General features: G+C 67.3%; 22 protein-coding genes and 1 pseudogene. 4 read left to right on the top strand and 19 right to left on the bottom strand.

Annotated features, from left to right (window positions below; all coding sequences use genetic code 11):
* Nucleotides 1-22: 22 nt before the first annotated feature.
* From pdxA to ACXAD2_RS01335, 7 genes and pseudogenes are all read right to left on the bottom strand, one after another.
* Nucleotides 23-1012 (bottom strand): 4-hydroxythreonine-4-phosphate dehydrogenase PdxA, encoded by a 990-nt coding sequence (pdxA, locus tag ACXAD2_RS01305; RefSeq protein WP_475165871.1) that lies wholly within the window; start codon nt 1010-1012, stop codon nt 23-25.
* A gap of 35 nt (nt 1013-1047) precedes the next feature.
* Nucleotides 1048-2028, bottom strand: coding sequence for a phosphoglycerate dehydrogenase (locus ACXAD2_RS01310; RefSeq protein WP_475165875.1), 981 nt, complete (start codon nt 2026-2028; stop codon nt 1048-1050).
* The gene (locus ACXAD2_RS01315; protein ID WP_066112122.1) at nt 2028-2915 is read right to left on the bottom strand and encodes a dihydrodipicolinate synthase family protein; all 888 of its coding nucleotides are present in this window, start codon (nt 2913-2915) and stop codon (nt 2028-2030) included. The genes ACXAD2_RS01310 and ACXAD2_RS01315 overlap by 1 nt, the downstream gene beginning before the upstream one ends.
* A gap of 12 nt (nt 2916-2927) precedes the next feature.
* Nucleotides 2928-4412, bottom strand: a complete 1485-nt coding sequence (locus ACXAD2_RS01320; RefSeq protein ID WP_475165883.1) for a tripartite tricarboxylate transporter permease — start codon at nt 4410-4412, stop codon at nt 2928-2930.
* Nucleotides 4413-4550: 138 nt separating this feature from the next.
* Entirely contained in the window at nt 4551-4982 is a 432-nt protein-coding gene (locus ACXAD2_RS01325) for a tripartite tricarboxylate transporter substrate-binding protein (RefSeq protein WP_475165888.1), read from the bottom strand.
* Nucleotides 4983-5094: 112 nt separating this feature from the next.
* Nucleotides 5095-5508: pseudogene (locus ACXAD2_RS01330) on the bottom strand (tripartite tricarboxylate transporter substrate-binding protein); the annotation flags it as partial.
* Between the two features lie 44 nt (nt 5509-5552).
* A complete protein-coding gene (locus ACXAD2_RS01335) occupies nt 5553-6008 on the bottom strand; it encodes a tripartite tricarboxylate transporter TctB family protein (RefSeq protein ID WP_066112113.1) in 456 nt (151 codons plus the stop codon).
* 446 nt (nt 6009-6454) lie between these two features.
* On the opposite strand from ACXAD2_RS01335, the gene ACXAD2_RS01340 reads away from it, so the two are divergent.
* From ACXAD2_RS01340 to ACXAD2_RS01350, 3 genes are read left to right on the top strand one after another with little or no spacing between them, the layout of a single operon-like run.
* Nucleotides 6455-7573 (top strand): iron-containing alcohol dehydrogenase family protein, encoded by a 1119-nt coding sequence (locus ACXAD2_RS01340; RefSeq protein WP_475165895.1) that lies wholly within the window; start codon nt 6455-6457, stop codon nt 7571-7573.
* 34 nt (nt 7574-7607) lie between these two features.
* Entirely contained in the window at nt 7608-8654 is a 1047-nt protein-coding gene (locus tag ACXAD2_RS01345) for a four-carbon acid sugar kinase family protein (RefSeq protein ID WP_475165899.1), read from the top strand.
* Nucleotides 8655-8711: 57 nt separating this feature from the next.
* Entirely contained in the window at nt 8712-9407 is a 696-nt protein-coding gene (locus ACXAD2_RS01350) for a FadR/GntR family transcriptional regulator (protein WP_475165902.1), read from the top strand.
* 123 nt (nt 9408-9530) lie between these two features.
* On the opposite strand, the gene ACXAD2_RS01355 is transcribed toward ACXAD2_RS01350, so the two are convergent.
* Entirely contained in the window at nt 9531-11504 is a 1974-nt protein-coding gene (locus tag ACXAD2_RS01355; protein WP_475165907.1) for a DUF3604 domain-containing protein, read from the bottom strand.
* A gap of 367 nt (nt 11505-11871) precedes the next feature.
* Between ACXAD2_RS01355 and ACXAD2_RS01360 the strand changes: the two genes are divergently transcribed.
* Nucleotides 11872-13149 carry a solute carrier family 23 protein gene (locus ACXAD2_RS01360; protein ID WP_475165911.1) on the top strand — a complete coding sequence of 426 codons (1278 nt, stop codon included), beginning with the start codon at nt 11872-11874 and terminating at the stop codon, nt 13147-13149.
* 68 nt (nt 13150-13217) lie between these two features.
* Here the strand turns inward: ACXAD2_RS01360 and ACXAD2_RS01365 are convergent, their stop codons facing one another.
* The 11 genes from ACXAD2_RS01365 to ACXAD2_RS01415 form a co-directional block, all read right to left on the bottom strand.
* Nucleotides 13218-13568, bottom strand: a complete 351-nt coding sequence (locus tag ACXAD2_RS01365) for a type II toxin-antitoxin system RelE/ParE family toxin (RefSeq protein ID WP_475165914.1) — start codon at nt 13566-13568, stop codon at nt 13218-13220.
* Complete coding sequence (locus ACXAD2_RS01370) at nt 13558-13815, bottom strand: ribbon-helix-helix domain-containing protein (protein ID WP_066112081.1); 258 nt, start codon at nt 13813-13815, stop codon at nt 13558-13560. Before ACXAD2_RS01370 ends, ACXAD2_RS01365 begins: the two co-directional genes overlap by 11 nt.
* Nucleotides 13816-13936: 121 nt before the next feature.
* Nucleotides 13937-15664, bottom strand: coding sequence for a dihydroxy-acid dehydratase (locus ACXAD2_RS01375; protein ID WP_475165918.1), 1728 nt, complete (start codon nt 15662-15664; stop codon nt 13937-13939).
* Nucleotides 15665-15678: 14 nt separating this feature from the next.
* Nucleotides 15679-17124, bottom strand: a complete 1446-nt coding sequence (locus ACXAD2_RS01380; protein WP_475165920.1) for an NAD-dependent succinate-semialdehyde dehydrogenase — start codon at nt 17122-17124, stop codon at nt 15679-15681.
* Between the two features lie 52 nt (nt 17125-17176).
* The gene (locus ACXAD2_RS01385; protein ID WP_475165921.1) at nt 17177-17722 is read right to left on the bottom strand and encodes a TRAP transporter small permease; all 546 of its coding nucleotides are present in this window, start codon (nt 17720-17722) and stop codon (nt 17177-17179) included.
* A gap of 3 nt (nt 17723-17725) precedes the next feature.
* Nucleotides 17726-19012, bottom strand: a complete 1287-nt coding sequence (locus tag ACXAD2_RS01390) for a TRAP transporter large permease (RefSeq protein ID WP_475165923.1) — start codon at nt 19010-19012, stop codon at nt 17726-17728.
* A gap of 66 nt (nt 19013-19078) precedes the next feature.
* On the bottom strand, nt 19079-20098 hold the full coding sequence (locus tag ACXAD2_RS01395; RefSeq protein WP_475165926.1) for a TRAP transporter substrate-binding protein: 1020 nt from the start codon (nt 20096-20098) through the stop codon (nt 19079-19081).
* Between the two features lie 37 nt (nt 20099-20135).
* Complete coding sequence (locus ACXAD2_RS01400) at nt 20136-20963, bottom strand: sugar phosphate isomerase/epimerase family protein (protein WP_475165928.1); 828 nt, start codon at nt 20961-20963, stop codon at nt 20136-20138.
* Between the two features lie 4 nt (nt 20964-20967).
* Nucleotides 20968-21417, bottom strand: a complete 450-nt coding sequence (locus tag ACXAD2_RS01405) for a GlcG/HbpS family heme-binding protein (RefSeq protein ID WP_224906639.1) — start codon at nt 21415-21417, stop codon at nt 20968-20970.
* A gap of 3 nt (nt 21418-21420) precedes the next feature.
* On the bottom strand, nt 21421-22311 hold the full coding sequence (locus tag ACXAD2_RS01410; protein WP_475165930.1) for an NAD(P)-dependent oxidoreductase: 891 nt from the start codon (nt 22309-22311) through the stop codon (nt 21421-21423).
* Nucleotides 22312-22346: 35 nt separating this feature from the next.
* Nucleotides 22347-24251 carry a thiamine pyrophosphate-dependent enzyme gene (locus tag ACXAD2_RS01415; protein WP_475165932.1) on the bottom strand — a complete coding sequence of 635 codons (1905 nt, stop codon included), beginning with the start codon at nt 24249-24251 and terminating at the stop codon, nt 22347-22349.
* Nucleotides 24252-24257 lie beyond the last annotated feature (6 nt).

A 24257-nucleotide genomic window follows, 5' to 3' on the forward strand; every position in this document is an offset into this window, starting at 1 on the left:
GCGACGAGCCTTGGACACAAGATCAGGCGGCGAGCTTGCGCTTGGCGGCGGCCAGCTTGCCCGCGTAATCCAGCGCGGCGAGCATGTTGACGTGGTTGGCCTTGCCACTGCCCGCGATGTCGAAGGCGGTGCCATGGTCCACCGAGCACCGGTCGATCGGCAGCCCCAGCGAGACGTTGACCGCCGTGTCGAAGGCGATGAGCTTGATCGGGATGTGGCCCTGATCGTGATACTGCGCGATCACCAGATCGAAGGCGCCAGTGTTGGCGCGGTGATAGACCGTATCGGCCGAGATCGGCCCCTGCACATTGATGCCCTCGGCCTTGGCCATCTCGACACCGGGGGCGATCTGCTTGTCGTCCTCGCTGCCAAAAAGCCCGCCCTCGCCGCAATGCGGGTTGATCCCGGCGACCGCGATGCGAGGGTTTTCCAGCCCCATGCGGCGCAGGTGATTGTGGCCGACGCGGATCGTCTCCAGCACGCGCTCTGGCGTGGCGCGGGTGATCGCATCCTTCAGCGACACATGCGTCGAGACGTGCAGCACGTTCAGCGTCGGCGAGGCCAGCAGCATCCAGCTCGATTTGCAGCCGGTGAGATGGGCCAGCATGCCCGTGTGCCCGTCGTAGTGATGCCCCGCCGCGTTCAGCGCCGCCTTGTTGATCGGCGCGGTGACGATGCAGGAGGCCGCGCCCGAACTGGTCAGCTCGACCGCCTTGTTGATGTATTGGAACGAAGCCTCGCCGCAGGCCTCCGACAGCACGCCGAAGGTGCCCGGCAGCCCGTCCACGGGCACATGGATGACCTGCAGCGCCGCCTCGGGGCCGCTGCCCTGCGGGCGCAGCGCGAGACCCAGATCGCAGGCGCGGATCGCGCGCTGCAGCGTGTCCTCGTCCCCGATCACGGCGTAGCGGGCGCGCTCTGCCGGCGAGAGCCCGGCCATGGCCTTGACGGTGACCTCGGCGCCAACCCCGGAAGGGTCGCCCATGGTGATGACAATCGGTTTGTCGGACATAACGTCCCTCCAGCGAGTGTTCGGGGCAGGCCGCCTCAGCGGGCGGCCAGTTCCTTGGTGTTGAGACAGCGCGGCGGCATGTCCCCGGCAAACAGCGCATCGAGGCTTTCGATCACCATCAGGCCGACGTTTTCCAGCGCTTCCTTGGTATCGGCCCCGGAGTGCGGCGTGAAGACCGCGTTCGGATGCGCGAACACCGGGTGCGACACGTCCGGCGGCTCGGAGACATAGGCGTCGATGGCCACCCCGCCGAGCGTTCCCGCCTCCAGCGCCGCGGCCACCGCGTCGAGATCGACCACTTCGCCGCGCGCGAGGTTGATCAGCTTGGCACCCGGTTTCATCAGCGTCAGCGTTTCGGCGTTGATCAGCGCGGCATTGCCCTCACCGCCGAAGACATGCAGCGACACGTAATCGGACTGCGCCAGCAGATCCTCAAGCGGCAGGAAGGTGACGCCATGCTCTGCGGCAAAACCCTCATCGGGGTATTTGTCGGTGGCGACCACCGTCATCCCCAGACCCAGCGCCAGCTTGGCCAGCCGCTTGCCGATATTGCCGAGGCCGACGATGCCGAGGGTCTTGCCGCCCAGTTGCGTGCCGATGCGCCGCTCCCAGCCGCCAGAGGTGACCGAGCCGTGGCCCTGCGGGATCCAGCGCGCCATCGAGAACATCAGCCCCACCGCAAGCTCGGCCACTGCGTCGGCATTGGCGGCGGGCGTGTTGCAGACCGGCAGCCCCGCGGCGGTGCAGGCGGGGATGTCGATATTGTCGACGCCCACACCATGTTTGACCACCGCGCGCAGGTTCTGACCCTGCGCCAGCGTCTCGGCGCTCACCGGCACAAGGCCCACCACCAGCGCGTCGGCGCGGGCGATATGCTCGGACAGGCCGCCGTCGGGCTTGCTGGTGTCGGTGCAGCGGATGAACTCCCAGCCGCGCGCCGCGATCAGCTCGGGCACCCGGCCATGCTTGCCAAAGCCCGGCGAGGTGGTGACGACAACGGGTTTAGGGCCAGCCATCAGATCAGCTCGTATTTGCGCAGGATCGCTTCGATCTGCTTGTCCTGCTCGGGGTCGGGCAGCAGCGCGGGCTGGCGCGAGGCACCGACGGAAGGGTCCATCACCCACAGCGCGCGCTTCACCAGCGCGGGCGGATAGCCCAGCTTGTAAAGATCGGTGCGGAAGCTGCCATAGGTGTCCTGCGCCGCCGCCGCGCCCGCCTCGTCGCCAGCGTTGAAGCAAGTGACGATCCGCGCCAGCACCTCGGGCATGACGTTGCCAAGGCCAGAGATCGCGCCCTTGGCGCCGTTCTGGAACGCCCAATGCACCAGATGATCGGGGCCGGAATAGACGTCGAACGCCTCTTCCTCGCGGCCCACGGCCATATATTGCTCGAGCGTTTCCTGCGCGCCGCCGCTGTCCTTGATGCCCGCGATATTGGGGTGCTTGGCCAGCGCCCGCGCGGTCTCGGGCTCGATGTGGTTCTGGGTGCGCGCGGGGATGTCGTAAAGATAGACCGGCGTGCTCACCGCATCGGCGACGGTGGTGAAATGGCGGATCAGACCGTCTTGGGTGCAGGCGATGAAAAACGGCGTGATCACCGCAATCCCATCGACGCCGATCCGGTCGAACTCTTTCGACAGCGCCACGGTCTCGAAGGTTGCGGGCATCCCGGCGTTGACGATGACCTTGGCGCGGCCATCCACCTCGGCCACCACCTCCTCGGTCAGCTTCACCTTCTCGTCGAAGGTCAGCGCCGAGAAATCGCCGTTGGTGCCTGCGCACATGATGTTGTTGCCAGCGGCGACCTGACGGCGCACCTGCGCGCGGGTGGCCTCGAAATTGATCGTCTCATCGTCGTTGAAACAGGTGACCAGCGCGACGAAGGCTTCTTTTTGCGAACTCATGCGTTCTCCTGATTATTGGTGTTGCGCGGCACGCTTGCGAACGATCGCGCGCGAGATGAAGGGCCATGCCGCCGAAAGGACAGTGAGCCCGAGGAACAGCAGGGTGATCGGCGTCGAGATGAACGAGAGCACGTTGTCGTCGTTCTGAAGCAAACCGCGGCGCAGGTTGGATTCCAGCAGCGGCCCGAGGATCAGCGCGATACAGAGCGCCGCCTGGCTGAAGCCGAATTTCTGCATCCCCCAGCCCAGCACGCCAAAGCCCACCATCGTGTAAAGGTCCACCGGGTTGAGGTTGATCGAGAAGGCGCCGATGAAGCAGAACACCACGATCGACATGGCCAGCAGGCGGCGCGGGATCATCAGGATGCGGCTGAACAGCGGGATCAGCGCCATGCCAAAGATGAACATGAAGATGGTGGCGATGAAGGTGCCGCCGAACATGCCGACCACCACATCGGGGTTGGTCTGGAACAGCATCGGTCCCGGCGCGAGCCCTTGGATCAGCAGCCCGCCCATCAGCACGGCGGTCACCACGTCGCCGGGGATGCCAAGCGCCAGCAGCGGGATCAGCGCCGCGGCGCAGACCGCGTTGTTGGCCGATTCCGTGGCGGCGATGCCGGGGGCATAGCCGGTGCCGAATTTCTCGGGGGTGTTCGAGGCGCGGCGAGTCTCATTGTAGGAAATCCACGAGGCGGTGCCCGAGCCGGTGCCCGGCACAATGCCGATCAGCGTGCCGATGAGCGAGCCGCGGATCAGTGCGCCCTTGCTCTCGGACATCTCGGCGCGGGTCGGCCAACGGCCGGTGGCGCTTTTGATCGGCTCTTCGCCGACGGCGATCCGCTCCATCTGGGTGAACACCTCCGAGAGCGCGAAAAGGCCGATCAGCGCCGGGGTGAAGGCAAAGCCCGAGGCAAAGCCCTGAATGTCGAACGTATAGCGCATGACGCCCGAGATCGGATCGGCGCCGACGGTCGAGATTAGGATGCCCAGCAGCCCCGAGATCGCGCCCTTCAGCAGATCGCCCGACAGCGAGGCGATGATCGTCAGGCCAAAGAGGGCCAGCGCGAAATATTCCGCCGCGCCGAACTTCAGCGCGATGCCCGCCAGTTGCGGCGCCAGCGTCGCCAGCACCACCGCCGCGATCAGCCCGCCGATGGTCGAGGCGATGGTCGCCATACCAAGCGCCCGGCCCGCCGCGCCCTTTTGCGCCATCGGATAGCCATCCAGCACCGTCGCCGCCGAGGCCGGGGTGCCCGGGGTGCGCAGCAGGATCGACGAGACGCAGCCGCCGTAGATGCCGCCGATATAGATGCCGATCAGCATGTTGAGACCCATCACCGGCGTCATGCCGAAGGTGAGCGGGATCAGCAGCGCCACCCCCATCGTCGCGGTGAGCCCCGGCAGCGCGCCGATGACCAGACCGCCGAAGGTTCCAAGCGCGATGGTCAGCAGGACCTGCGGCTCGAAGAGAGGTGCGAGAAAGGCGATTGTGTCCATGACAACCCTGCAGCTGAGTGGGTCCGCCGCTGCCGGCGGCTGAGTGGATAGGCCGCTGCCGGCGGCTGGGAAAGGCAGGGACCGGGGCACGGCATGCCCCGGTCGGGGGACGGGTGCCGGGGCGCACCCGGCGCCGCGTCAGTTGTTCATGCCGAGCATGTCGAGTTTCTCAAGCACGGCGCGGGTGGTTTCCATGTCCTTGCGGGCACGGGCCTCGAAGGCCTCGCCATCCTCATAGGTCACGAACTCGCCCATGTCGGTGAGGGTCTTTTTGAACTCCTCATCATTGGCCAGTTCCTGAACCGCGCCGCGCAGCCACGCGAGGGTCTCCTCGTCCATGCCCTTCGGGCCGATCAGGCCTTTCCACGACGACCAGGTGAAATCGACACCCTTTTCGACCGCGGTGGGCGTGTCGGGGAAGAGGTCGATGCGCTCGTCTTCCATGACGAAGAGCGGCGTCATCTGGCCCGACTCCGAGGCGGCTTTGGCTTCGGCGGGCGAGGCCACCATCGCGTCGATATGGCCGCCGATACAGGCGGTGCGCGCCTCGGACGAGCCGTTGAACGGCACCGACTCGATGCTGATGCCCGCGGCATCGGCAAAGGCTTCGGCCGAGATCTCGGTTCGCGCCACCGGCGCCCGAGTTGCCGACCTGCGGCTTGCCCGATTTGGCGTACTCGATGAAGGCGTCATAATCGGCGAAGGGCGCATCGGCGCAGGCCACCATGACCTGCAGCGAGCGGGCATAAAGACCGATGAATTCCACGTCGTCGAGCTGATAGTCGGTGCCGCCGATCAGCGGCTTGATCACCAGCGGACCCTGCGCGCCTGCGCCAAGGGTGTAGCCGTCAGCGCGGGCGTGGATCGCCGCCGAAGAGCCGATCGCGCCGCCGCCGCCGGGCTGGTTGCGCACCACCATCTGGCCGTCCTTCAGACGCTCGAAAGCATCGGCCACCACGCGCATCGACAGGTCGGTCGAGCCGCCCGCGGAATAGGGCACCACGACCTGAACCGGGCGCTTGGGGAAATCCGCGGCCAGCGCCGCACCCGCAGTTGCCGTGGCCAGCGCGGCCCCGATGAGTGTTGTCTTAAACATGAAGTCTTCCTCCCTTCAGTATGGTTGTGTTTGGTCGGTCGCGCCTAGGGCAGCCAGACCGACAGCAGTTCGGTGAACCCGAAGTAGATCGCCAGCGTCATACCGACGGGAAACAGCACGACGAGCAGCCAGTTGCGCTCGCCCAGCAGGATCAGCCCGACGATGAAGGCAACCAGCGTCGAGGGCAGATAGCCCACCGGCATGAAGGCCACGGCGTAGCAGATCATCAGCAAGGTAAAGCCCGCCATGGCGGCCAGCGTGCGCTTGCCGGGCATGGTGATATCGGTCTCGGGGTCATGCTCGGCGCGCAGCGCCCGCACGATCAGCAGCACCGACAGCACCGAGACGAGGCCGATCACCAGCCACGGCACAAAGCTCGGTCCGGCGGCGCTCGAGTTGAAACCCTGCTTGATGTAGGTGGCGCGCCAGCCGGCGAAGCCGCAGAACAGCAGCAGGCCGCTGCCGATCCAGAGATCTGCCTTTTGCTCGCGTAGGATCATCTGCCACTCCTCCCTTGGACAGCGGGCCCTGGTCACGGGGCCGCGTCGGAACCCGCCTGCAACATGGCCGGAACTTGTCGGGCAAAATGCAGGCGAGATGATAACATGTCAATTCATAAACCGAAAAATTCTGTAAAAACGCCCGTGACGGCGGCTATCTCAGGCTGCCACCCCACCCCAAACACACAGTAAAAACGCAATATAACCACTGGTTATCTCAAATTTCCGCGACCGATCGCTCTTTTGGGATAGGCGCCCCGCCCGCGATTCCGCCAAAGTTACTATTTGACAACTTGTAAAACTTACGCCAGTTCTGAGCCCAAGCGAGCCTGCGGCCCCGCGCCAGCGGCGACTCGGACACGCAAGAACACGGGCGCGCCACGACGACCAAACCCGCGCCCCAAACGATCAAGGGCGCGACCGCGCACCCAGAGGAGGACCCCGCCATGCATGACCTGACCACCCCGATCGAGCTGCGCCGCCCCGCGCTGATCCACTACGGCAGCGGCACGCTGGACAAGCTCGCCGAGTGGGTGGCCGCCTCGGGCTATAAGGCGCCTTTCGTGGTGGCCGATCCGGTCAACGCCGCGCGGCTCTCGGTGCTTGGTCTGGGCGAGGTGGGCTGTTTCGGCACCGTGGTGCCCGAGCCCGACAGCGACAACCTTGCCGCGGCAGTCGCGGCGGCGGGCGGCGCCGATCTGGTGATCGGCTTCGGCGGCGGCTCGGCCATGGATCTGGCCAAGCTGGTGGCGGTGATGGTCGGCCAACCGCTCGGCCTTGCCGAGATCAGCGGCCCCAACCGCGCCCCCGCGCGCAAAGTCGGCCTCGTGCAGATCCCCACCACCGCGGGCACCGGGTCCGAGGTTGGCACCCGCGCGCTGGTCACCGACCCCGCCACCAACAGCAAGATCGCCACCGAAAGCCCGCATATGCTGGCCGATCTGGCGATCATCGACCCCGATCTGACCATGAGCGTGCCCGCGCATGTGACCGCCGCCACCGGCGTCGACGCCATGGCCCATTGCGCCGAAGCGTTCACCTCGAAGCGCGCGCATCCGCTGATCGACGGCTACGCGCTGCAGGGGATCGAACTGGTGGGCCGCTACCTGCGCCGCGCCGTCGAGAACGGCAGTGACACCGAGGCCCGCGCCGGCCTGTCGCTGGCGGCCTTTTATGGCGGCATCTGCCTTGGGCCGGTGAACACCACCGCGGGCCACGCGCTCAGCTACCCGCTCGGCACCCGCTACAAACTGCCGCACGGGATCGCCAACGCGCTGATCTTCCCGCATGTTCTTGCGGCAAACGCCGAGGCGCAGCCGGAAAAGACCGCACTGATCGCCAAGGCGCTGGGGTTCGAAGCGGGCAGCGAGGCCGCGATCCGCGAGGGCGCCACCGCCTTCTGCGCCGCGCTTGGGCTCGACATGCGGCTGCGCGCGCATGGGGTGGCCGAGGATGATCTGGGGTCCATGGCCGAAGAGGCGCATGCGATCCGCCGCCTGCTCGACTGGAACCCGCGCGATCTGTCGGTCGGGGAGATCGAGGAGATTTACCGCCGCGCCTACTGACCGGCGCGGGGTCAAGGGCATCGAGGGAGGAGAGATGCGCAAACGGGTGCATATCGTCGCCGACGACCTGACCGGCGCGCTCGACAGCGCCGCCACTTTCGCGGCGCGTGGCGCGCGGGTGCGGGTCGCCTGCCGCCCGGCCGATCTGCCCGAGGCGCTGGCCTCCGAGGCCGAGGTGATCGCCGTCGCCTTCGGCACCCGCGACGGGACGGAGGCCGAGGCGATCGAAATCGCGCGGCAGGTGGCGGGCGCGCTGTCGGGCCAAGACGGCATTCTTTTCAAGAAGATCGACAGCCGCCTCAAGGGCCATATCGGCGCGGAACTGGCACAGCTGGCGGCCCCCGGCGCGCCGCTGGTGGTCAACCCGGCGATCCCCAAGCTCGGGCGGCACTGCCTTGGCGGCGCGGTCACCGGCGCCGGGGTGGACACGCCCATTCCCATCGCGCCGCGCCTTGGCCGCACCGTCGCGGTGCCGGACACCCGCAGCGCCGAGGATCTGGACGCGCAGCTGCCCGACACGCTGGAGGGGGCCGTTCTGGTCGGGGCCGCAGGTCTGGCCGAGGCGCTGGCGACCCGGCTCTGGCCACACCCCGACGCGTCTACGCCCGCCGCTTCCGCGTCGCTGCCGCTCACCCGCCCTGCCCTGCTGGCCATCGGCTCGCGCGATCCGGTGACCGGCGCGCAGCTTGAGGCGCTGCAAGACGTCCCGCTGTTGCCAGCGCCCAATGGCGCCAGCCCCGCGCTGCCCGGCCCCGCCGAGGCGCCGCTGCTGGTGATCCGCATGACCCCGGGCGAGACGGTGATCCCCGGTGCCGAGGCGGGCGCCGCCTTTGCCCGCACCATCGCCGCGGCGCAGGCGCATCTGCAGCCCGCCACGCTGTTTGCCTGCGGCGGCGAGAGCGCCGCGGCGCTGCTGGCGGATCTGGGGATCGGACAACTGGACGTCTTGGGCGAGGCTCTGCCCGGTGTGCCGGTCTCGCGCCCCGCCAGCGGCCATAAATTCACACTGGTGACCAAATCCGGCGGCTTCGGCGCCCCCGACACTTTGGTCAAACTTGTAAAAATGCTGGCGAGCGACTAATCCCTTTATGCTCAGGACGAGGCAGGGCTGATGGCGACAGGCAAAACGAAGACGCGAATGCCCCTTGCTGACAAGGTGTATCATTCGCTGCACGCGCGGATCGTCAACGGCGAGTATCCCGCCAACGAAAAACTCCCCGCCGAAATGCAGCTTGCCGAGGAATTCGGCGTCTCGCGCCCGGTGCTGCGCAGCGCGCTGGAAAAGCTGCGCGACGAGGGCATGGTGGTTTCGCGTCAGGGCGCGGGCAGCTTCGTGCGCGCCAATGTCTCCCCGGCTCCGCTGGGCTTTTCCAAGGTCGAGACGCTGGCCGACATCCAGCGCTGCTATGAGTTCCGCATCAACCTCGAAACCGAGGCCGCCGCGCTGGCCGCCGAGCGCCGCAATGCCGAGCTTCTGGGCGAGATCGAAAAGGCGCTGGACCTGCTGCGCGCCGCCACCGGATCGCTGCAGCACCGCGAGGACGCGGATTTCATGTTCCACGGCAGCATCGCCCGCGCCTCGAACAACCAGTATTTCGAGGCCACCTTCCGCGCCCTGCGCGACCATGTGAACGTCGGGATGAAGCTGCACGGCGAGTTGCTGATGAACGACGGGCGCAAGGGGCTCGAAGAGGTGCTGGCCGAGCACACGCGCATCTATGAGGCGATTCGCGCGCAGGACCCCGAGCGCGCCCGCGCCGAGATGCGCATCCACCTCGAGCATTCGCGCGACCGGCTGTTCGGCGGCGGGCTGCTGGATCTGTCGCTGCGCTGAGCCGCCGCCGCCCCACGCCGGACATAAACCCGCAAAGAAAAAGGGGCGCCCGCGGCTGACACGGGACGCCCCAGAAAACCCCGGACCGAAGAAACCTCCAGACCGGGGGTCGGGAGCCTGAAGTTACGGCGTGTACCAGATCGGCGAGCCGTAGGCGCGTTCCTGTCCGGTGGTCTCGGCAGCATCGGGGATCTCCACGCCAAAGCGCTGCGCGTCATAGACCACCCAGCGCGGCGTCGGAATCTCCAGCACGCGCGCGTAGTAGAACGCCTTTTGCGCCGGGTCGAACTCGGGGTCGGTCCAGACCGTGGCAAGCTCTGACGCGCCGATGGTGTTGTACCAAGTGGCCGCGGCGATATCGACGGTGTTGCCAACGACGGGCAGCATGCCGTTCGCATCCATCTCGCGCCCGTCCGACCACGCCACGTCGAAAACCTTCTCATGGCTCTCGCCCGCGGCGTCCATCCAGCCTTTGACGATCTGGATGCGGTCGAGATTGGCGCCGATCGGATCACGCAGCGCGTAGACCATGAAGGTCGGCGCCTCGGCCCCCTCGGGCGCGGCGCGCAGATCGCCGCCCATGGGCACGCCCTTCTCGTAGCCGATAAAGGCCGGCTGGCGCGAGCGCAGGTCGTCCTCGGTGAACTCCCAGCCGCCGAAGAAGCGCAGCATCATGCGCGGGCCGGTGGTGGCATAGACCTCCTTGCGCTCCATCGCGTCAAAGATCGCCTCGCGGGTGTTCTCCTTGGCCCAGACCGCCGCCAGCCCCGAGGCCACCAGCTGATAGCCCTCGAAGGTGCCCTTGTCGGATTTGGCGAACGGATGCTCCATCCGTGTCGGCGAGGGCTCGGCCGAGGCCGCCTTGCCAAAGAAGTTCTCTTCTTCGATGGCGGGCAGCGAGGTGTGCGAGTCGGTGGAGCCGACCATGCCGAACTTATAGGGGTTGGTGCCGAATTTCTCTTCCAGCTGCAGCCCCATCTTCAGCGCCTCGCGGGCATACTCGTATTTGAGCATCTCGTCGGTCTTGGCCGCGCTGAGATCGAGGTTGCCCACGTCCCATGTCTCATAATCGGCGAAAGCGTCATCGGGGCTGAGCAGCGGATGCGCCTCGCCGTCGCCCTTGATCTGGGTGGCCTCATAGAGCGGTTCCCATTTGGCGCGCTTCTGAACATAGTCCTCGTCAATCGCCTTGCCGGTGAACTGCTGCTCGAAGGGGAACATGATGCCGTTCGACAGGTTGCCATTGTGCGCCAGCGCCAGCACCGAGCCGCCGGTCTTGGCCTCGTAATCCTCGAGGTACTGATACAAATCGAGCGGATCGGTGCTGCCATAGGGTGGCTGCGTGACCATCGGCACCACCTGCGACGCCTTGGCCCCGCCGTCGCGGAAGATCACGTTGCGATGCAGGTTGTTGCCGCTGTCGAGCGAGGTCCACTCATAGCCGATGAAGGCGGTGAAATTGCCCGGATCGTTGAACCGCTCGGCGGCCTCGATGACGTCGCCCCAGACGGTGTTGTAGATTTTCGAGCCGGGCGCATAGTCCTTCAGCAATTGCTCGGGCAATGTGGCCTGCGCGAAATTCGTGATCAGATCGAGCGCCGCATCCGCCGCCGCCTGCCCGCCCGCCTGCAGCCCGTCGTACCACGCCTGCCCCTCGGGCACGGCAAGAATATTCGGCGCGCCCGCAGCAAGATCGGTGGAAAAGCCCATCATGTCGGAATGATCGGCGATCACCACCCAGTCGAGCGGGCGGCCCATCTTCACCGGCAGCCCGGTGGCCGAGGTCACCTCTTCGCCGCGGGTAAAGCGATAGGCGGGCTCCAGCCCCAGCGTATTGCCGAAAAGCCCTGCGTCGGCGGACAATGCCGTGTGCAGATGCGAGTCGCCCCAGAACACCTGACTGGGAAAGGCGCGCTGCGCGTAGGGCGAATAGGCTTTGCCGTGGTAAAGCCCGGTGATGGACTCTTCGGACGGCACGAATTGCGCCGCAGCGGCGCAGGGCAGCGCGGCAATCAGCAGCGCGGCGGGGAGTTTCAGGTCAGGAACCTTCAGCTCAGGGCTTTTCAGGCGTCGGGGATGGGTCAATGGCTCACTCATGGCGCTCTCCTCCCTTGGATGGCCGGTGCTCCGGCAACGGGACAACCCCGTCCGGTCCGGCACGGCGGCACAGAAAACAGAACCAGAAATGGCTACGGCGGCAGGGCTGCGCGCACTTGAAATAGGCCCGCACCCCCAAGGCAACTGCCGCAAAAGCCTACGCCCCCCGGCAGGCCGCGCGTTGACTTCGGTCAATGACCGGGTGATTCCGCGCGCCAACTGAGGCCCGGCCCCTACCGCGCCAGACGCCACACGCCCCCCATGAGCGCCGCTTGGCGCATGGCGGCCCTTCGGCCATCGGCCATTCCCTTTTGCCCGCAAAAGAGGCTATGGCCGCGCCCAACGCGAGGCTTCCGAGGAGAGAGAGATGTCGTATTTCCCCAAATGGCGCAGCACCACCGGCGCGGTGGTGATGCCCGACGAGAGGCTGCCCGGCGCGGCCTCGGTGCCGATGGGCATCCAGCACCTGCTGGCCATGTCCGGCTCGACCATCGTGGCGCCGATCCTCATGGGGTTCGATCCCAATGTGGCGGTGTTCTTCTCGGGCATCGGCACGCTGCTCTTTTTCATCATCACCGCCGGGCGGGTGCCCAGCTACCTCGGCTCGTCCTTCGCCTTCATCGCGGTGGTGCTGGCGGTGACCGGACAGGAGGGCGCGACCATCGCCCATGCGCTTGGCGGGATCATCGCCTGCGGCGCGCTCTACGCGCTGATCGGGCTGATCGTCATGGCGGTCGGCTATGGCTGGGTCGAGCGGCTGATGCCGCCCGTGGTCACCGGCACCATTGGCATCGCCATCGGCCTCAACCTCGCGCCGGTGGCGGTAGACCAGCTGAACGCCTTCGGCTCGCCCACGCCCTCGCATCTGAGCGTGGCGCTGCTGACGGTGCTCTGCATGGCGATGGTCTCTTGCTACGGCCATTCCCGCACCCGGCGGCTGTCGGTGCTGCTGGCGCTGCTCTTTGGCTATGCGCTGGTGCTGGTGCTGGGCAACCTCATGGGCCTGATGACCCCGATCGACTTCTCTGCCGTCGCCGGAGCCGCTTGGTTCGGCCTGCCGAAGTTCCAGACGCCCGAGTTCCACTGGTCCGCCATCACCCTCATCGCCCCGGTGGCGATCGTGCTGGTCGCCGAGAACCTCGGGCATATCAAGGCGCTTGGCGCGATCACCGGCAAGGACATGGACCCTTACATCGGGCGCGGCTTTCTGGCCGACGGTCTGGCGACCATGGTCGCGGGCTCGGGCGGCGGCACCGGGGTGACCACCTACGCCGAGAACATCGGCGTCATGGCGATGACCAAGGTCTATTCCACGCTGGTCTTTGTGATCGCCGCTGTCGCCGCGATCCTGCTGGGCCTCTCGCCGAAGTTCGGCGCGCTCTTGCAGACCATCCCCGCGCCGGTTCTGGCGGGGCTGTCGGTGGCGGTGTTCGGGCTCATCGCCTCGGCCATGGCGCGCATCTGGATCGAGAACAAAGTGGATTTCTCGGACCCGCGCAACCTCTTCACCGCCGGTGTCGCGCTGATCTTCGGCGCCGGGGATTTCACCCTGCACATCGGGCAGTTCTCGCTGGGCGGCATCGGCACCTCGACGCTGACCGCGCTGCTGCTTTACCAACTGCTGGGCATTGGCCGCAAAGCCTGACGCCCTCTCGCTCCGCGCGGCCCGGCGCTGCGCGGAGCACCCCACCAAAGCGGCTCAGGAAAAACGGATCAGGCCCGCCCCAGAAGCCGCAGCAGGATGCGCGTGTCGTGGTCCTGCCCGCCAAAGAACACCGCCAGCACGCGGATCTCTTCGGCCGCATCATCCACATCGAAGTAAAAGATCGCCCGCTCTTTGGTGACATGGCGCAGCGCCGTGCCCAGTTCGGGCCGCCGGGTGCCCTGATGCGGCGCCTGCCCCAAGCCTTCCATCGCCGCAAGGATCGCCGCCAGCCGCCGCTCGGCGATCTCGAATGCCGCCTCCACGGGCTCGCCAAGCGCCTCGGCGCTGCCCGTGATGAAGTCGAAGATCAGCTCCAGATCGCGCGCGACCGCCGCCGCCCGCAGAACCTTATAGGCCACGCTCGGCCCGCTTGCGGGCGATCATCGCCTCGGTGCCTGCGCGCCCTTCGTCCAGCGCCACGAAAGCCCCGGCGCGCCGCGCGTCCAGCAGCTGCCGCAGCGCCTCGGCCTGTTCGCTTTCCTGCCGCATCAGCTCGACCCCATGTTGCAGTGCCGCGCTGAGCGAGGGAAACCGCCCGCCCTGCACGAGGCTGCGCACATAGGCATCCTGCGCTTCGGTGAGTGAGATAGAGGCTTTGACGCTCATGGTGGGGCCCTCATATGCTACTGGGTAGTATATGGGCGCAGGCCCGCTGCGGTCAACGTGCGCGTGCATCAGGCGCGGGGGCGGCCCTCTCCGCCGCCCCCCATCCTTTCTCCGGCCCTTGCTAGTCGCCCGCCGTCTGCACCGGCGTGCCGACCAGAAACCCGAAGTCGCAGCCCTTCTCGGCCTGCAGGATTTCCTCGGCGTAGAGCTTGGCATAGCCGCGCTCGGCGGTGGCCCGCTGCGGGGTGTGGCCCTCACGCCGCGCCGCCAGTTCCTCCTCGCCCACAAGCACCTCGATGCTGCGGTCCTTCACGCTCAGCCGCACCCGGTCGCCGGTGCGCAACAGCCCGATCGGCCCGCCCGAGGCCGCATCCGGCGAGACATGCAGCACGATGGTGCCATAGGCGGTGCCGCTCATCCGCGCGTCCGAGATGCGCACCATATCCTTGATGCCCTGCCGCGCCAGCTTTTTGGGGATCGGCAGATAGCCCGCCTCGGGCATCGCCGCGCCGCTGGTCGGCCCGGCGTTCTGCAGCACCAGCATGTCGTCTTCGGTGACGTCGAGATCGGGATCGTCGATGCGCTGCGAGAAATCCTCGAGCGACGAGAAGACGATCACCCGCGCCTCTTTTTCAAAGAGCTTCGGGTCGGCCGCCGAGCGCTTCAGGATCGCGCCGTTCGGGGCGAGGTTGCCATAAAGCGCCACCAGCCCGCCGGTTTCGCGGATCGGATCGCTGGCCGGGCGGATCACCCGCCGGTCGACCCAGTCTTCCGCCGCCTCGATCCGCTCGCCGATGGTCTCGCCGGTGATCGTGCGCGCGTCGAGATGCAGCAGGTCGCGCAATTCCCGCATCACCGCCGGAATGCCGCCCGCATAGTGCAGATCCTCCATGTAGTAGTCGCCGGTGGGCTTGAGATCGACCAGCACCGGCGTGCGGTCGCTCAGCTCATTGAGCCGCCGCAGGTCGAGCGGCAACCCGGCCCGCCCGGCGATGGCCGCCAGATGCAGCACCGCGTTGGTCGAGCCGCCAAGCGCCAGCAGCACCGTCACCGCATTCTCGATCGCCTGCTCGGTCATGATGCGGGCCGGGGTGAGATCCGAGCCGATGAGACCCATGGCGATGCGCCCGGTGTCCTCGGCCATGCGCAGCCGGTCGGCGCTGACCGCCGGAATGCCCGCGCCCATCGCGGGCATCATGCCCATCGCTTCGGTGAGGCTCGCCATGGTCGAGGCGGTGCCCATTACCGCGCAGGTGCCCGCGGTCGAGGCCAGCTTGCGCTCCACCGTGTCGATCTCCTGCTGGTCGATCTCGCCCGCACGGAACTGCTGCCAGAAGCGGCGGCAGTCGGTGCAGGCGCCCAGCCGGTGCTCTTTATGACGCCCGGTGGACATCGGCCCTGCCACCAGCTGGATCGCCGGAAGCCCCGCCGAGATCGCGCCCATCAGCTGCGCCGGCACGGTCTTGTCGCAGCCTCCCAGCAGCACCACCGAGTCCATCGGCTGGGCGCGCACCATCTCTTCGACGTCCATCGACATGAGGTTGCGGAACTTCAGCGAGGTCGGGGTTAGAAACACCTCGCCCAGCGAGATCGTCGGAAACTCCACCGGCAGCCCGCCCGAAGCCAGCACGCCGCGCTTCACCGCCTCGATCATCTCGGGGAAATGCCGGTGGCAGTTGTTGAACCCCGAGGCCGCATGGGCGATGCCGACGATCGGCCGGTCGAGCATCTCGCGGCTGTAGCCCATCGAACTGGCGAAGGACCGGCGCAGGTAGCGCGAAAAGGCCGGATCGCCGTAGTTGGTGAGGCCGCGGGCGATGCCCTGCCCCTTGGTCGTGTCGTTGGTCATGGCGTCCTTTCCGATCACGCGTAGCGCGTCTTCACGTATTTTGCTTCGAGATATTCGAGGATACCGAGCTGGCCCCCCTCGCGGCCGAAACCGCTGTCCTTGACCCCGCCGAAGGGCACCTCGGCGGCGGCGAGCAGCATGTCATTGACCCCGACCATACCCACCTCCAGCGCCTCGGCGGCGCGGCTGGCGGTCGAGAGCGAGCCCGAGAAGACATAGCCCGCAAGGCCAAACCCGGTGTCATTGGCCAGCCGGATCACCTCGTCATGGTCGCGGAAGGGCACAATCGGGGCAACCGGGCCAAACGGCTCTTCGCGCAGGATCGCCGCATCCATCGGCACCCGGCCCAGCACGGTGGGCTCGAAAAAGAACCCCTGATTGCGCCCGGCGGGCACGCTGCCCCCGGCGAGCAAATCCGCCCCCTTGTCGCGCGCGTCCTGCACCAGCGCCGCCACCCGGTCGCGGCCGCGGGCATTGGCCATCGGTCCCATCTGCACGCCCTCATCGGAGCCGCGGCCCAGCGTCACCCCTTTGGCGACGCGCGCCATGGCCTCGGCAAAGGGCTCATAGACGTCCTCATGCACGAAAAACCGCGTCGGCGAGATGCAGACCTGCCCGGCGTTGCGGAACTTGGTGGCACCGCAGATCTCGCCCACGCGCACCGGATCGGCATCGGGATAGACCAGCACCGGCGCATGGCCGCCCAGTTCCATCGACAGTTTCTTGAGCCCCTGCGCGCTCTGCGCCATCAGCAGCTTGCCCACCGGCACCGAGCCGGTCAGCGAGACCTTGCGGATCACCGGCGAGGCGATGAGATGCGCCGAGATCTCGGCCGGATCGCCCAGCACCACGTTGAGCACGCCCTTGGGCAGCCCCGCCTCGACCGCGCATTCGGCGATATGCGCCATGCTCGACGGCGCTTCTTCCGAGGGTTTCACGATGATCGGACAGCCCGCCGCCAGCGCCGCCGCGACCTTGCGCGCGGGCAGAAGCGCCGGGAAGTTCCACGCGGTGAAGGCGGCCACCGGCCCGACCGGCGCATAGCTCACATCCAGCCGCACCCCCGGCTCGCGCCCGGCAAGCGTATGGCCGAATATGCGCCGCGCCTCGTCGGCGTACCAGTCGAACTGATCCACCGCCGCCTGCCATTCGCCCTTGGCCTCGGCCAGCGGCTTGCCGGTCTCGACGCTCATGTCCCATGCGGCGCGCTCGGCGCGGTCGGCCATGCAGCGGGCGGTCTCGCGCAGCAGCGCGCTGCGCTGCCAGCCCGGCGTCGCCGCCCAGACCGGAGCCATGCGGGCGACGGCCTCCAGCGCGGCATCAAGCTCGGCGGTGCCGGCGCGCGGGATGGTGCCCAGCACGTCCTCGCTCACCGGATCGATCACCGCGATCTCGCCGCCCGAGGCGACCTCTTTCCATTGCCCATCGATGTGCAGGCCGAAGCTCTGGTAGACGGTCATGGTCTCTCCCTTTCCCGAAGGAGGGCACGCCGGGCGCACCCTCTGATGTCTGTCAAAGATGCTTGATGGCGGGCTCGCCCTCGGGCGCGGGGCGCACCGGCGCCCCGGCGGTGCCGCGGGCAAGGTTGCCCTGCACCTGCTGCACCAGTTGCAGCGCGCTGTAGATGCCCATGATGGCGCAGCAGAAGGGCAGCGCGCCGTAGTACCAGATCTTGTTGATCTGCAGGATCGCCGTGGTCTCGCGCGCGTTCACCGCGTATTGCCAGCCATAGACCACCATGATCGCCGCGAAGCTCAGCGAGACGAGCTGCACGAAGACCTCGAGCCAGCCCTTCCACGCCGCATCACCGGCGATGATCACATCGACCCGGTAGAGTATGCCGCGGCGCCACAGCGCCACGACCCCCAGCAGGATCATCCAGATCGTCGCCAGCTCGCCGATCTCGTCATAGGCGACAAAGGCGATCTCGGTGGCGCGGGCGATGACCCGGATCAGTAGCAGGACGAACAGCGTCGTGATCCCGGTGATCACCCCCCAGCGGGTGACCTTGTCCACGGCGGTGTCGAGAGCGGTGAAAATGCGTGTCAATGTCAGCATGGTTCAGAACCCGAAGAGTGCGGGGACCCACATCACGAGGCCCGGCATGAAGGTGATGGAGATCAGCACGACGGCGAGCGCGATCAGATAAGGCCAGATCTCCTTGATGATCTCGACCAGATCGACGCGCGCCACCTGCGCCACGGTGTAAAGGCAAAGACCCACCGGCGGGGTGATCAGCCCGATCATCAGGTTGAGCACGACGATCACGCCGAAATGCACCGGGTCCACGCCCAGTTGGATCGCCACCGGCAGCAGCATCGGCATGCAGATGATCATCACCGCGATGCCTTCGATGAACATGCCGAGGATCAGCAGGATGAGGTTGATCATGATCAGGATCGCCCAAGGCTGATCGGTGATGCCGAGCATCGCGTCGACCACCGCGTTGGGCACCTGTTGCTGCACCAAAACCCAGCTGAACGGCGCGGCGGCGGCCATGATGAACAGCACCTGCACCGTCTGCTGGCCCGACACCCAGAAAATCTCGGGCAGGTCGGTGATCTTCAACTCGCGGTAGAAGAACACGCCGACGATGATCGCATATGCCGCCGCCAGCACGGCGGCCTCGGTGGGGGTGACGACGCCCAGAAGCAGCCCGCCGACCACGAAGATCGGCATCACCAGCGCGGGCAGCGCGCCCAGCACGGTCAGCGCGCTTTCGCGCAGGCCGGGGCGCTCTTCGAGGCGCGGCAGGTTCTTGGCGCGCGCGGTCAGCGCGATCACCGCCATCATGGCGATGCCCATCAGCAGCCCCGGCATGATCCCGGCAAGGAACAGCGCCCCCACCGAGACATTGGCGATGCTGCCGTAGATGACGAAGGGAATGCTTGGCGGCACGATCGGGCCGATGGTCGATGAGACCGCGGTGATCGCGGCGGCGTAGCGCGGCGAATAGCCCGCGTCCTTCATCGCCTTCACCTCGATCAGCCCCAGCCCCGCGGCATCGGCCACCGCCGAGCCCGACATGCCCGAGAACAGCATGCTGCCGACCACGTTCACATGGCCCAGCCCGCCGCGCACCCGGCCGACAAAGACCAGCGCGGTGCGGAAGATGCGGTCGGTCATGCCGCCGGTGTTCATCAGGTTGCCGGCGACGATGAAGAAGGGGATCGCCAGCAGCGGAAACGAGGTGGTGCCGACATAGAATCTCTGGATCAGCACGGGCAGAAGATCGGGGCCCACGGCCCACCACATCGTGCCCACCGCCAGCATGGCGAGCGCGATCCCGATCGGGGTTCCGATCAGGATCAGCAGCACCAGTGCCGACATGATCACGGCAACGGTCATGATACCGGCCTTTCTTGCAAGAGGGGGTTGGACCGGCGGCGCGGCGCGCCACCGGCCGTCACGGGATCACGAGGTGCGGGCCGCCTCGACGTAGCCCATCCACTCGTCCCAGGTCTCGCCGCCGATGCGCTCGCGCAGACGCTCCCACGCCGGGCCCATCATGTCGCGGAACGGGCCGGGGTCGGGCCGGGTGACCTGCACGCCCTCGGCCTCCATCTTGGCGAGCATGTCCTCTTCGCCCGCCTGCACCTCGGCCTGCGCCTCCTTGCCCGCCTTCAGCGCCTCTTCCGACAGGATCGCCCGGTGTTCGTCCGACAGCCCGTCGAGGCTGCGCGGGTTTCCGGTCAGCATGAAGGAGGTGTAGACGTGGCGCGTCGTGGCGATATGGCTCTGCACCTCGTAGAACTTATTGGCGTAATCCACCGAGATCGGGTTGTCCTGCCCGTCCACCGTGCCGCTCGACAGCGCGAGGTAAAGCTCGCCGAAGGCGATGGTCTGCGTGTTCGCGCCAAGCGCCTCGAAGGTCGCCTGAATCGACAGCTCGGGCGGCACCCGCAGCTTCAGCCCCTTCACGTCGTCGGGGGTCATCACCGGGCGGCGCGAGTTGCTGAGCGCGCGGAAGCCGTATTCGAAGTTGGCGATCCACGCGAGGCCGTTGCGCTGCAGGAACGCGTCGAGCCAGGGCCGCGCGGTCTCGCCCAGCACGCGGTGCGCGTGCTCGTAGCCGTCGAACTGATAGGGGATCTGGATGACCCCGGCGCTCTTGTCCTGCGCTTCGATGTTGGGCGGGTTGAACATCACCAGATCGATCGCGCCCATCTGCGCCTGTTTCACCGTCTCGGGCGGCGAGCCGAGCGCGCTGTTGGGGAAGATGGCGATGGACAGCTCGCCCCCCGTGCGCTCTTCGATGGCGGCGGCCATGCGTTCGGCGGCCTGATAGGACGGATGCGTCGCGCCCAGCTGGTGCGAGAGCTTCAGCTTGGTCTTGGCTCCGGCCAGTGCCGGGCGCACGCCCAGACCCGCCGCCAGCGACAGCGCGCCGGCCCCTTGCAAGAATCCTCTCCGGTTCAGACTGAATTTGTTCATTGGTCTTCCTCCCTTTTTGTGTGATCGGGGGCGCGGTCTACACGACCGGGGCTCCCTGCGCGCGCGCCATCAGCGCATCGAAGTCCGCGCGGCAGTCGCGCAGCACCTCATCGGCTCCGCGGGCATCGCCCGCGAAGAAATGGCTCTCATGTTCGATCGAGACCGCACCGCGATAGCCGCCCTCCAGCAGCACCCGCAGCATCGCCGTCAGGTCGATTCCGCCCTCGCCCAAGGGCACGAAGCGGAAATCCTCGGGACCGCCCACCGCGTCCTTGAGGTGCACATGGGCGATATGCGGCAGCAGCGCCTTGGCCGCCTCGGTGGTGTCGTCGCCCATCGGGTGATAATGCGACGCATCGAAGTTGATCTTCAGCCCCGGTGCCGCCTCCAGCGCCGCCAGCGCGGTTTGCACCGTGCCGATCTGCCGCCCGACGATGGCCTCGAGCGCCAGCGTCAGACCGCGCCGTTCGGCATCCTCCACCGCCACCGCCAGCGAGCGGTGCAGCGCGGCGATCCCGGTCTCCTCCCCCGGGATCACATGCACCAGACCGATGCCCAGATCGACGGCGCGATCCATCATCTCGCGGCCCCATGCGAGCGCGGCATCGCGCCGGTCGTCCCGGCTCGAGCCAAAGTCGCAATGGTGGATGCACAGGGCCGAATAGGGCCCCATGCCCGCCAGCTTGTCGATCACCGCCCGCGGGGTGTCCGGCGTGATATGCGCCGGGCCCCAGGGCAGCAGCTCGCCGTTGAGCTCGACCATCTCGTACCCGTGGTCGCGGATCTTCCGCACCGCCTCGAGCACCGGCAGGTCGCTCAGAAAGCCGGTGTGGAACGACAGCGGCAGGGTGATCTGGTCCGTCATGGTCTCAGCCTTCCTCGAAGATCTTCAGCGCCTCGGTGCCGATCTCGGTGTCGCCGGTCCAGTGACCGCCCGAACAGCCGATGGCGCCGATGATCTGCCCGTCCACGACGATCGGCTGACCGCCGCCATAGGTGATCATCCGGTGCACCACGCCGGGCACGCCGATGCGCAGCGGCTCGTCGCTTTGCATGATCTCCTGCCACTTGTGGGTCGGGATATGCGAGACGGCGGCGGTATAGGCCTTGTCGATGGCGATCTGCCCGGCGGCGGGATTGGTGGCGTCCATCCGGCGGAAGGCCATCAGGAAGCCGCCATCATCGACCACCGCAACGCAGACCGACTTGCCGATCTTCTCGGCGTGGGCAAAGGCGCGGTCGATCAGCGCCTCGGCGGCGGCCAGCGTGACGACGGCCTTGGGGCGGGTCAGCGCGGTCATGGTCATGTCCTCGGGCATGGCTCAGGCACTCCGGACTTGGATTGCGGGTTTGGCGTATTGATCGGCCGAAAGCTCCATGCGCTCGCGCATCGCGCCTTCCAGCGCCTGACTGCCCGCCGCGGTGAAGGGCAGCGACAGATCCTTGCCGCGCGCCACCAGCAGCGCGTTGAAGAGGTCCTTGTCGAAGAAGCGGAACAGCTCTTCGCTGCCGGTCAGCGGGTGGTTGTGCAGCAGCCGGTCGTAATTGCCCCAGACCTGACAGACCCAGCTGTCGGAGGTGGTGTCGGTGGCGAAGTCGGCCAGCAGCTTCTCGTCGATGCCATGGGCGCGGGCGACGCGCATCGCCTCCATCGCCGCCAGCCAGTTGCCGAAGGTCATCATCTGAATGGCAACCTTGGTGGCCGCGCCAAGACCCAGCTCGCCCATATGTTCGGTGCGGCGCGAGATGGCGTCGAAGTAATCGCGATTGGCGTCGATCACCGCCTTGTCGCCCCCGGCCATGACCGCCAGATCGCCCTCGCGCGCCCGCAGATCGCCGCCGCTCACCTGCGCGTCGATCAGCTTCAGCCCGCGCGCGTCACACTCTGCGCCAAGCGCGAGGATGGTCTCGGGCAGCACGGTGGAATGCACGATCAGCACGGTGCCGGGCTTGGCCAGCTCCAGCAGCCCGCCGGCGTCGCGGAACAGCCGGTTGAGCTGCGCGTCATTGACCACGGCGACGCCGATGGTCTCGCATTCCTCGCAAAGCTGCGCGTTGCTCTCGGCAAAGCGCGCCCCTGCGGCGAGACATTCGGCGGCCTGATCCTTGCGCAGGTCGCGCACCAGCACGTCGAGATCGGCGCGCAGCATCGACAGCACCATCGGGGTGCCGATATTGCCGACACCGACAAAGCCTACGGTTCTCTTGCTCATCTTGTCCTCCCTTTCGAGGTCTTCGAGTTTCAGGGTCAGAGCGATTGGCGCAGCCAGCGCGACTGCACGTCCTCGACCCAGTTTCCGACGTTCCACTTGCCCCAGCTTCCCATGCCCGCGCGGGGCTCCTCTCCGCTGTAGACGGGAACATGCAGGACGCTCAGCCCGTCATGGGCCTGTCCCTGTTCCAGCGCGGTGCGCAGCGCGTCCGCGGTGCCCCCGACGCTCAGGCTCAGCACGCCAGAGACCGATCCGGCCATCTGGGCGTAATCCACGGCGACCCCGTCATTGGTGCGGAAGTCGCGGCCGTATTGGGCCAATTGCAGGCTGCTGATCGCGGCCATGCGGCGGTTGTCAAAGATCACGATCATCCCGCGCAGCCCGTGCTCGACCCCGTCGATCAGCGCCTGCGGGTTCATCATGAACGAGCCGTCGCCGGTGAAGGCGATGACGTAATCGGGCGTATCGGCGATGGCCGAGGCGAGGATGCCGCTGGTGGCGAACCCCATGTAGCTGGCCCCGGTCTCGGTGAAGGTCTGGCCGCTGCGGCTGTCGGCGACGATCTGAAAGCCATTGGCCTGCACGTCGCCCGCATCGAAATATTTCACCGCGCCGATGGTATTGGCGAACTCCGACACGATGCCGATGGCGGCGGGCTGCGCCAGAACCGGGGCCTGCCACACCGGATCGACCTGCGGCGGCAGCGCCAGACGCTCGGCCTTGAACGCCCCCCACTCGGCCTTGCGCGCGGCACACTCCTCCAGCCATTTTTCCTTGCCGGGATCACCGGTCCGCGCCTCCAGCGCCGCGGTCAGCCGCCGCGCCACCGCGCCCAGATCCCCCAGCAAAGAGATCGTGTCGTTATAGTGCATGGCGTCGCCCGCATCGGCGTTGAGGTTCACCACCGCCCGCGCCCGCGGGTAGCCGATGCCCGAGCAATCCGCCTGACAGACGGCGCGCGAGCCCGCGACGATCACCAATTCGGCGTGCTCCATGGCGAAATTGCCGCTCAGCGAGCCCTTGGAGCCGCCGACATGCATGTTCAGCGGGTCATCGTCGGCGAGCACCCCGGTCGAGCCCGGAGACAGCACGACAGAGGCACCCGCCGCCCGCGCCAGCGCGCGGATCTCGGCGTCGAAGCCGCGACAGCCGCCGCCCGCCTTCAGCACCACCCGGTCGGTGCGGGCGATCAGCTCGGCGGCGCGGGTGATCGCCCCCTCCCCTTCCGGTGCCAGCGGCTCGAAAGCGGGCCGCGCCGGGAAGCTGGCGAGGTTGAACTCAGCCACTTCGGGCTGCACGTTGATCGGCAGATGCAGATAGAACGGCCCCGCCTTCGCGGGGGCAAAGACCTTCTGCCCACCCCGGCGCAGCGCGTCACGCAGCGCCTGCGGCCGCCACAGCATATAGCTCTCGCCCATCAGCGCGGTCATGCGCGGATAAAGCGCCTGCTCGGCCTTGGGGATCTGCTGCATGTTGTAGCCCTCCCCCAGCGTCGTCTCGTCGCCGTAGACATGCCACACGCCCACGCCGTTCGAGGCGGCGGCGAGCGAGCCCGCCATGGCCTGCAGCGCGCCCGGCCCGATCGACGTCACCAGCGCCGGAACCTCGCCGTAGTGCCACGACAGCGCAGTGGCGGCATGGGCCATCTCCACCTCGTTGCGGAAGTTGTAGGTCTGGGTGACGCCGGCCTCGGTGTAGATCCGCAGCACCTCGCCCAGATCGGTCGAGCCATGGCCGAAGATCGCCAGATATTTGCGCGTGCCCTGCTTCAGCAGCCCCAGCACCAGCGCCTCGCTCAGCGACAGTTCGGCCAGTTGCGGCAGCGTGCCTTCGGCCAGCGCCGCCTCGAACCCGCCGCTGGCGGCGATCGCTTCGGCGCGCGCGCGCGTTCCTTCGGCGCCGGACAGCGCCGCCGTGATCTTCACATCCTGTTTGTTCATTGTCCT

The sequence above is a fragment of the Salipiger sp. ABN3_019 genome, assembly GCF_056158605.1.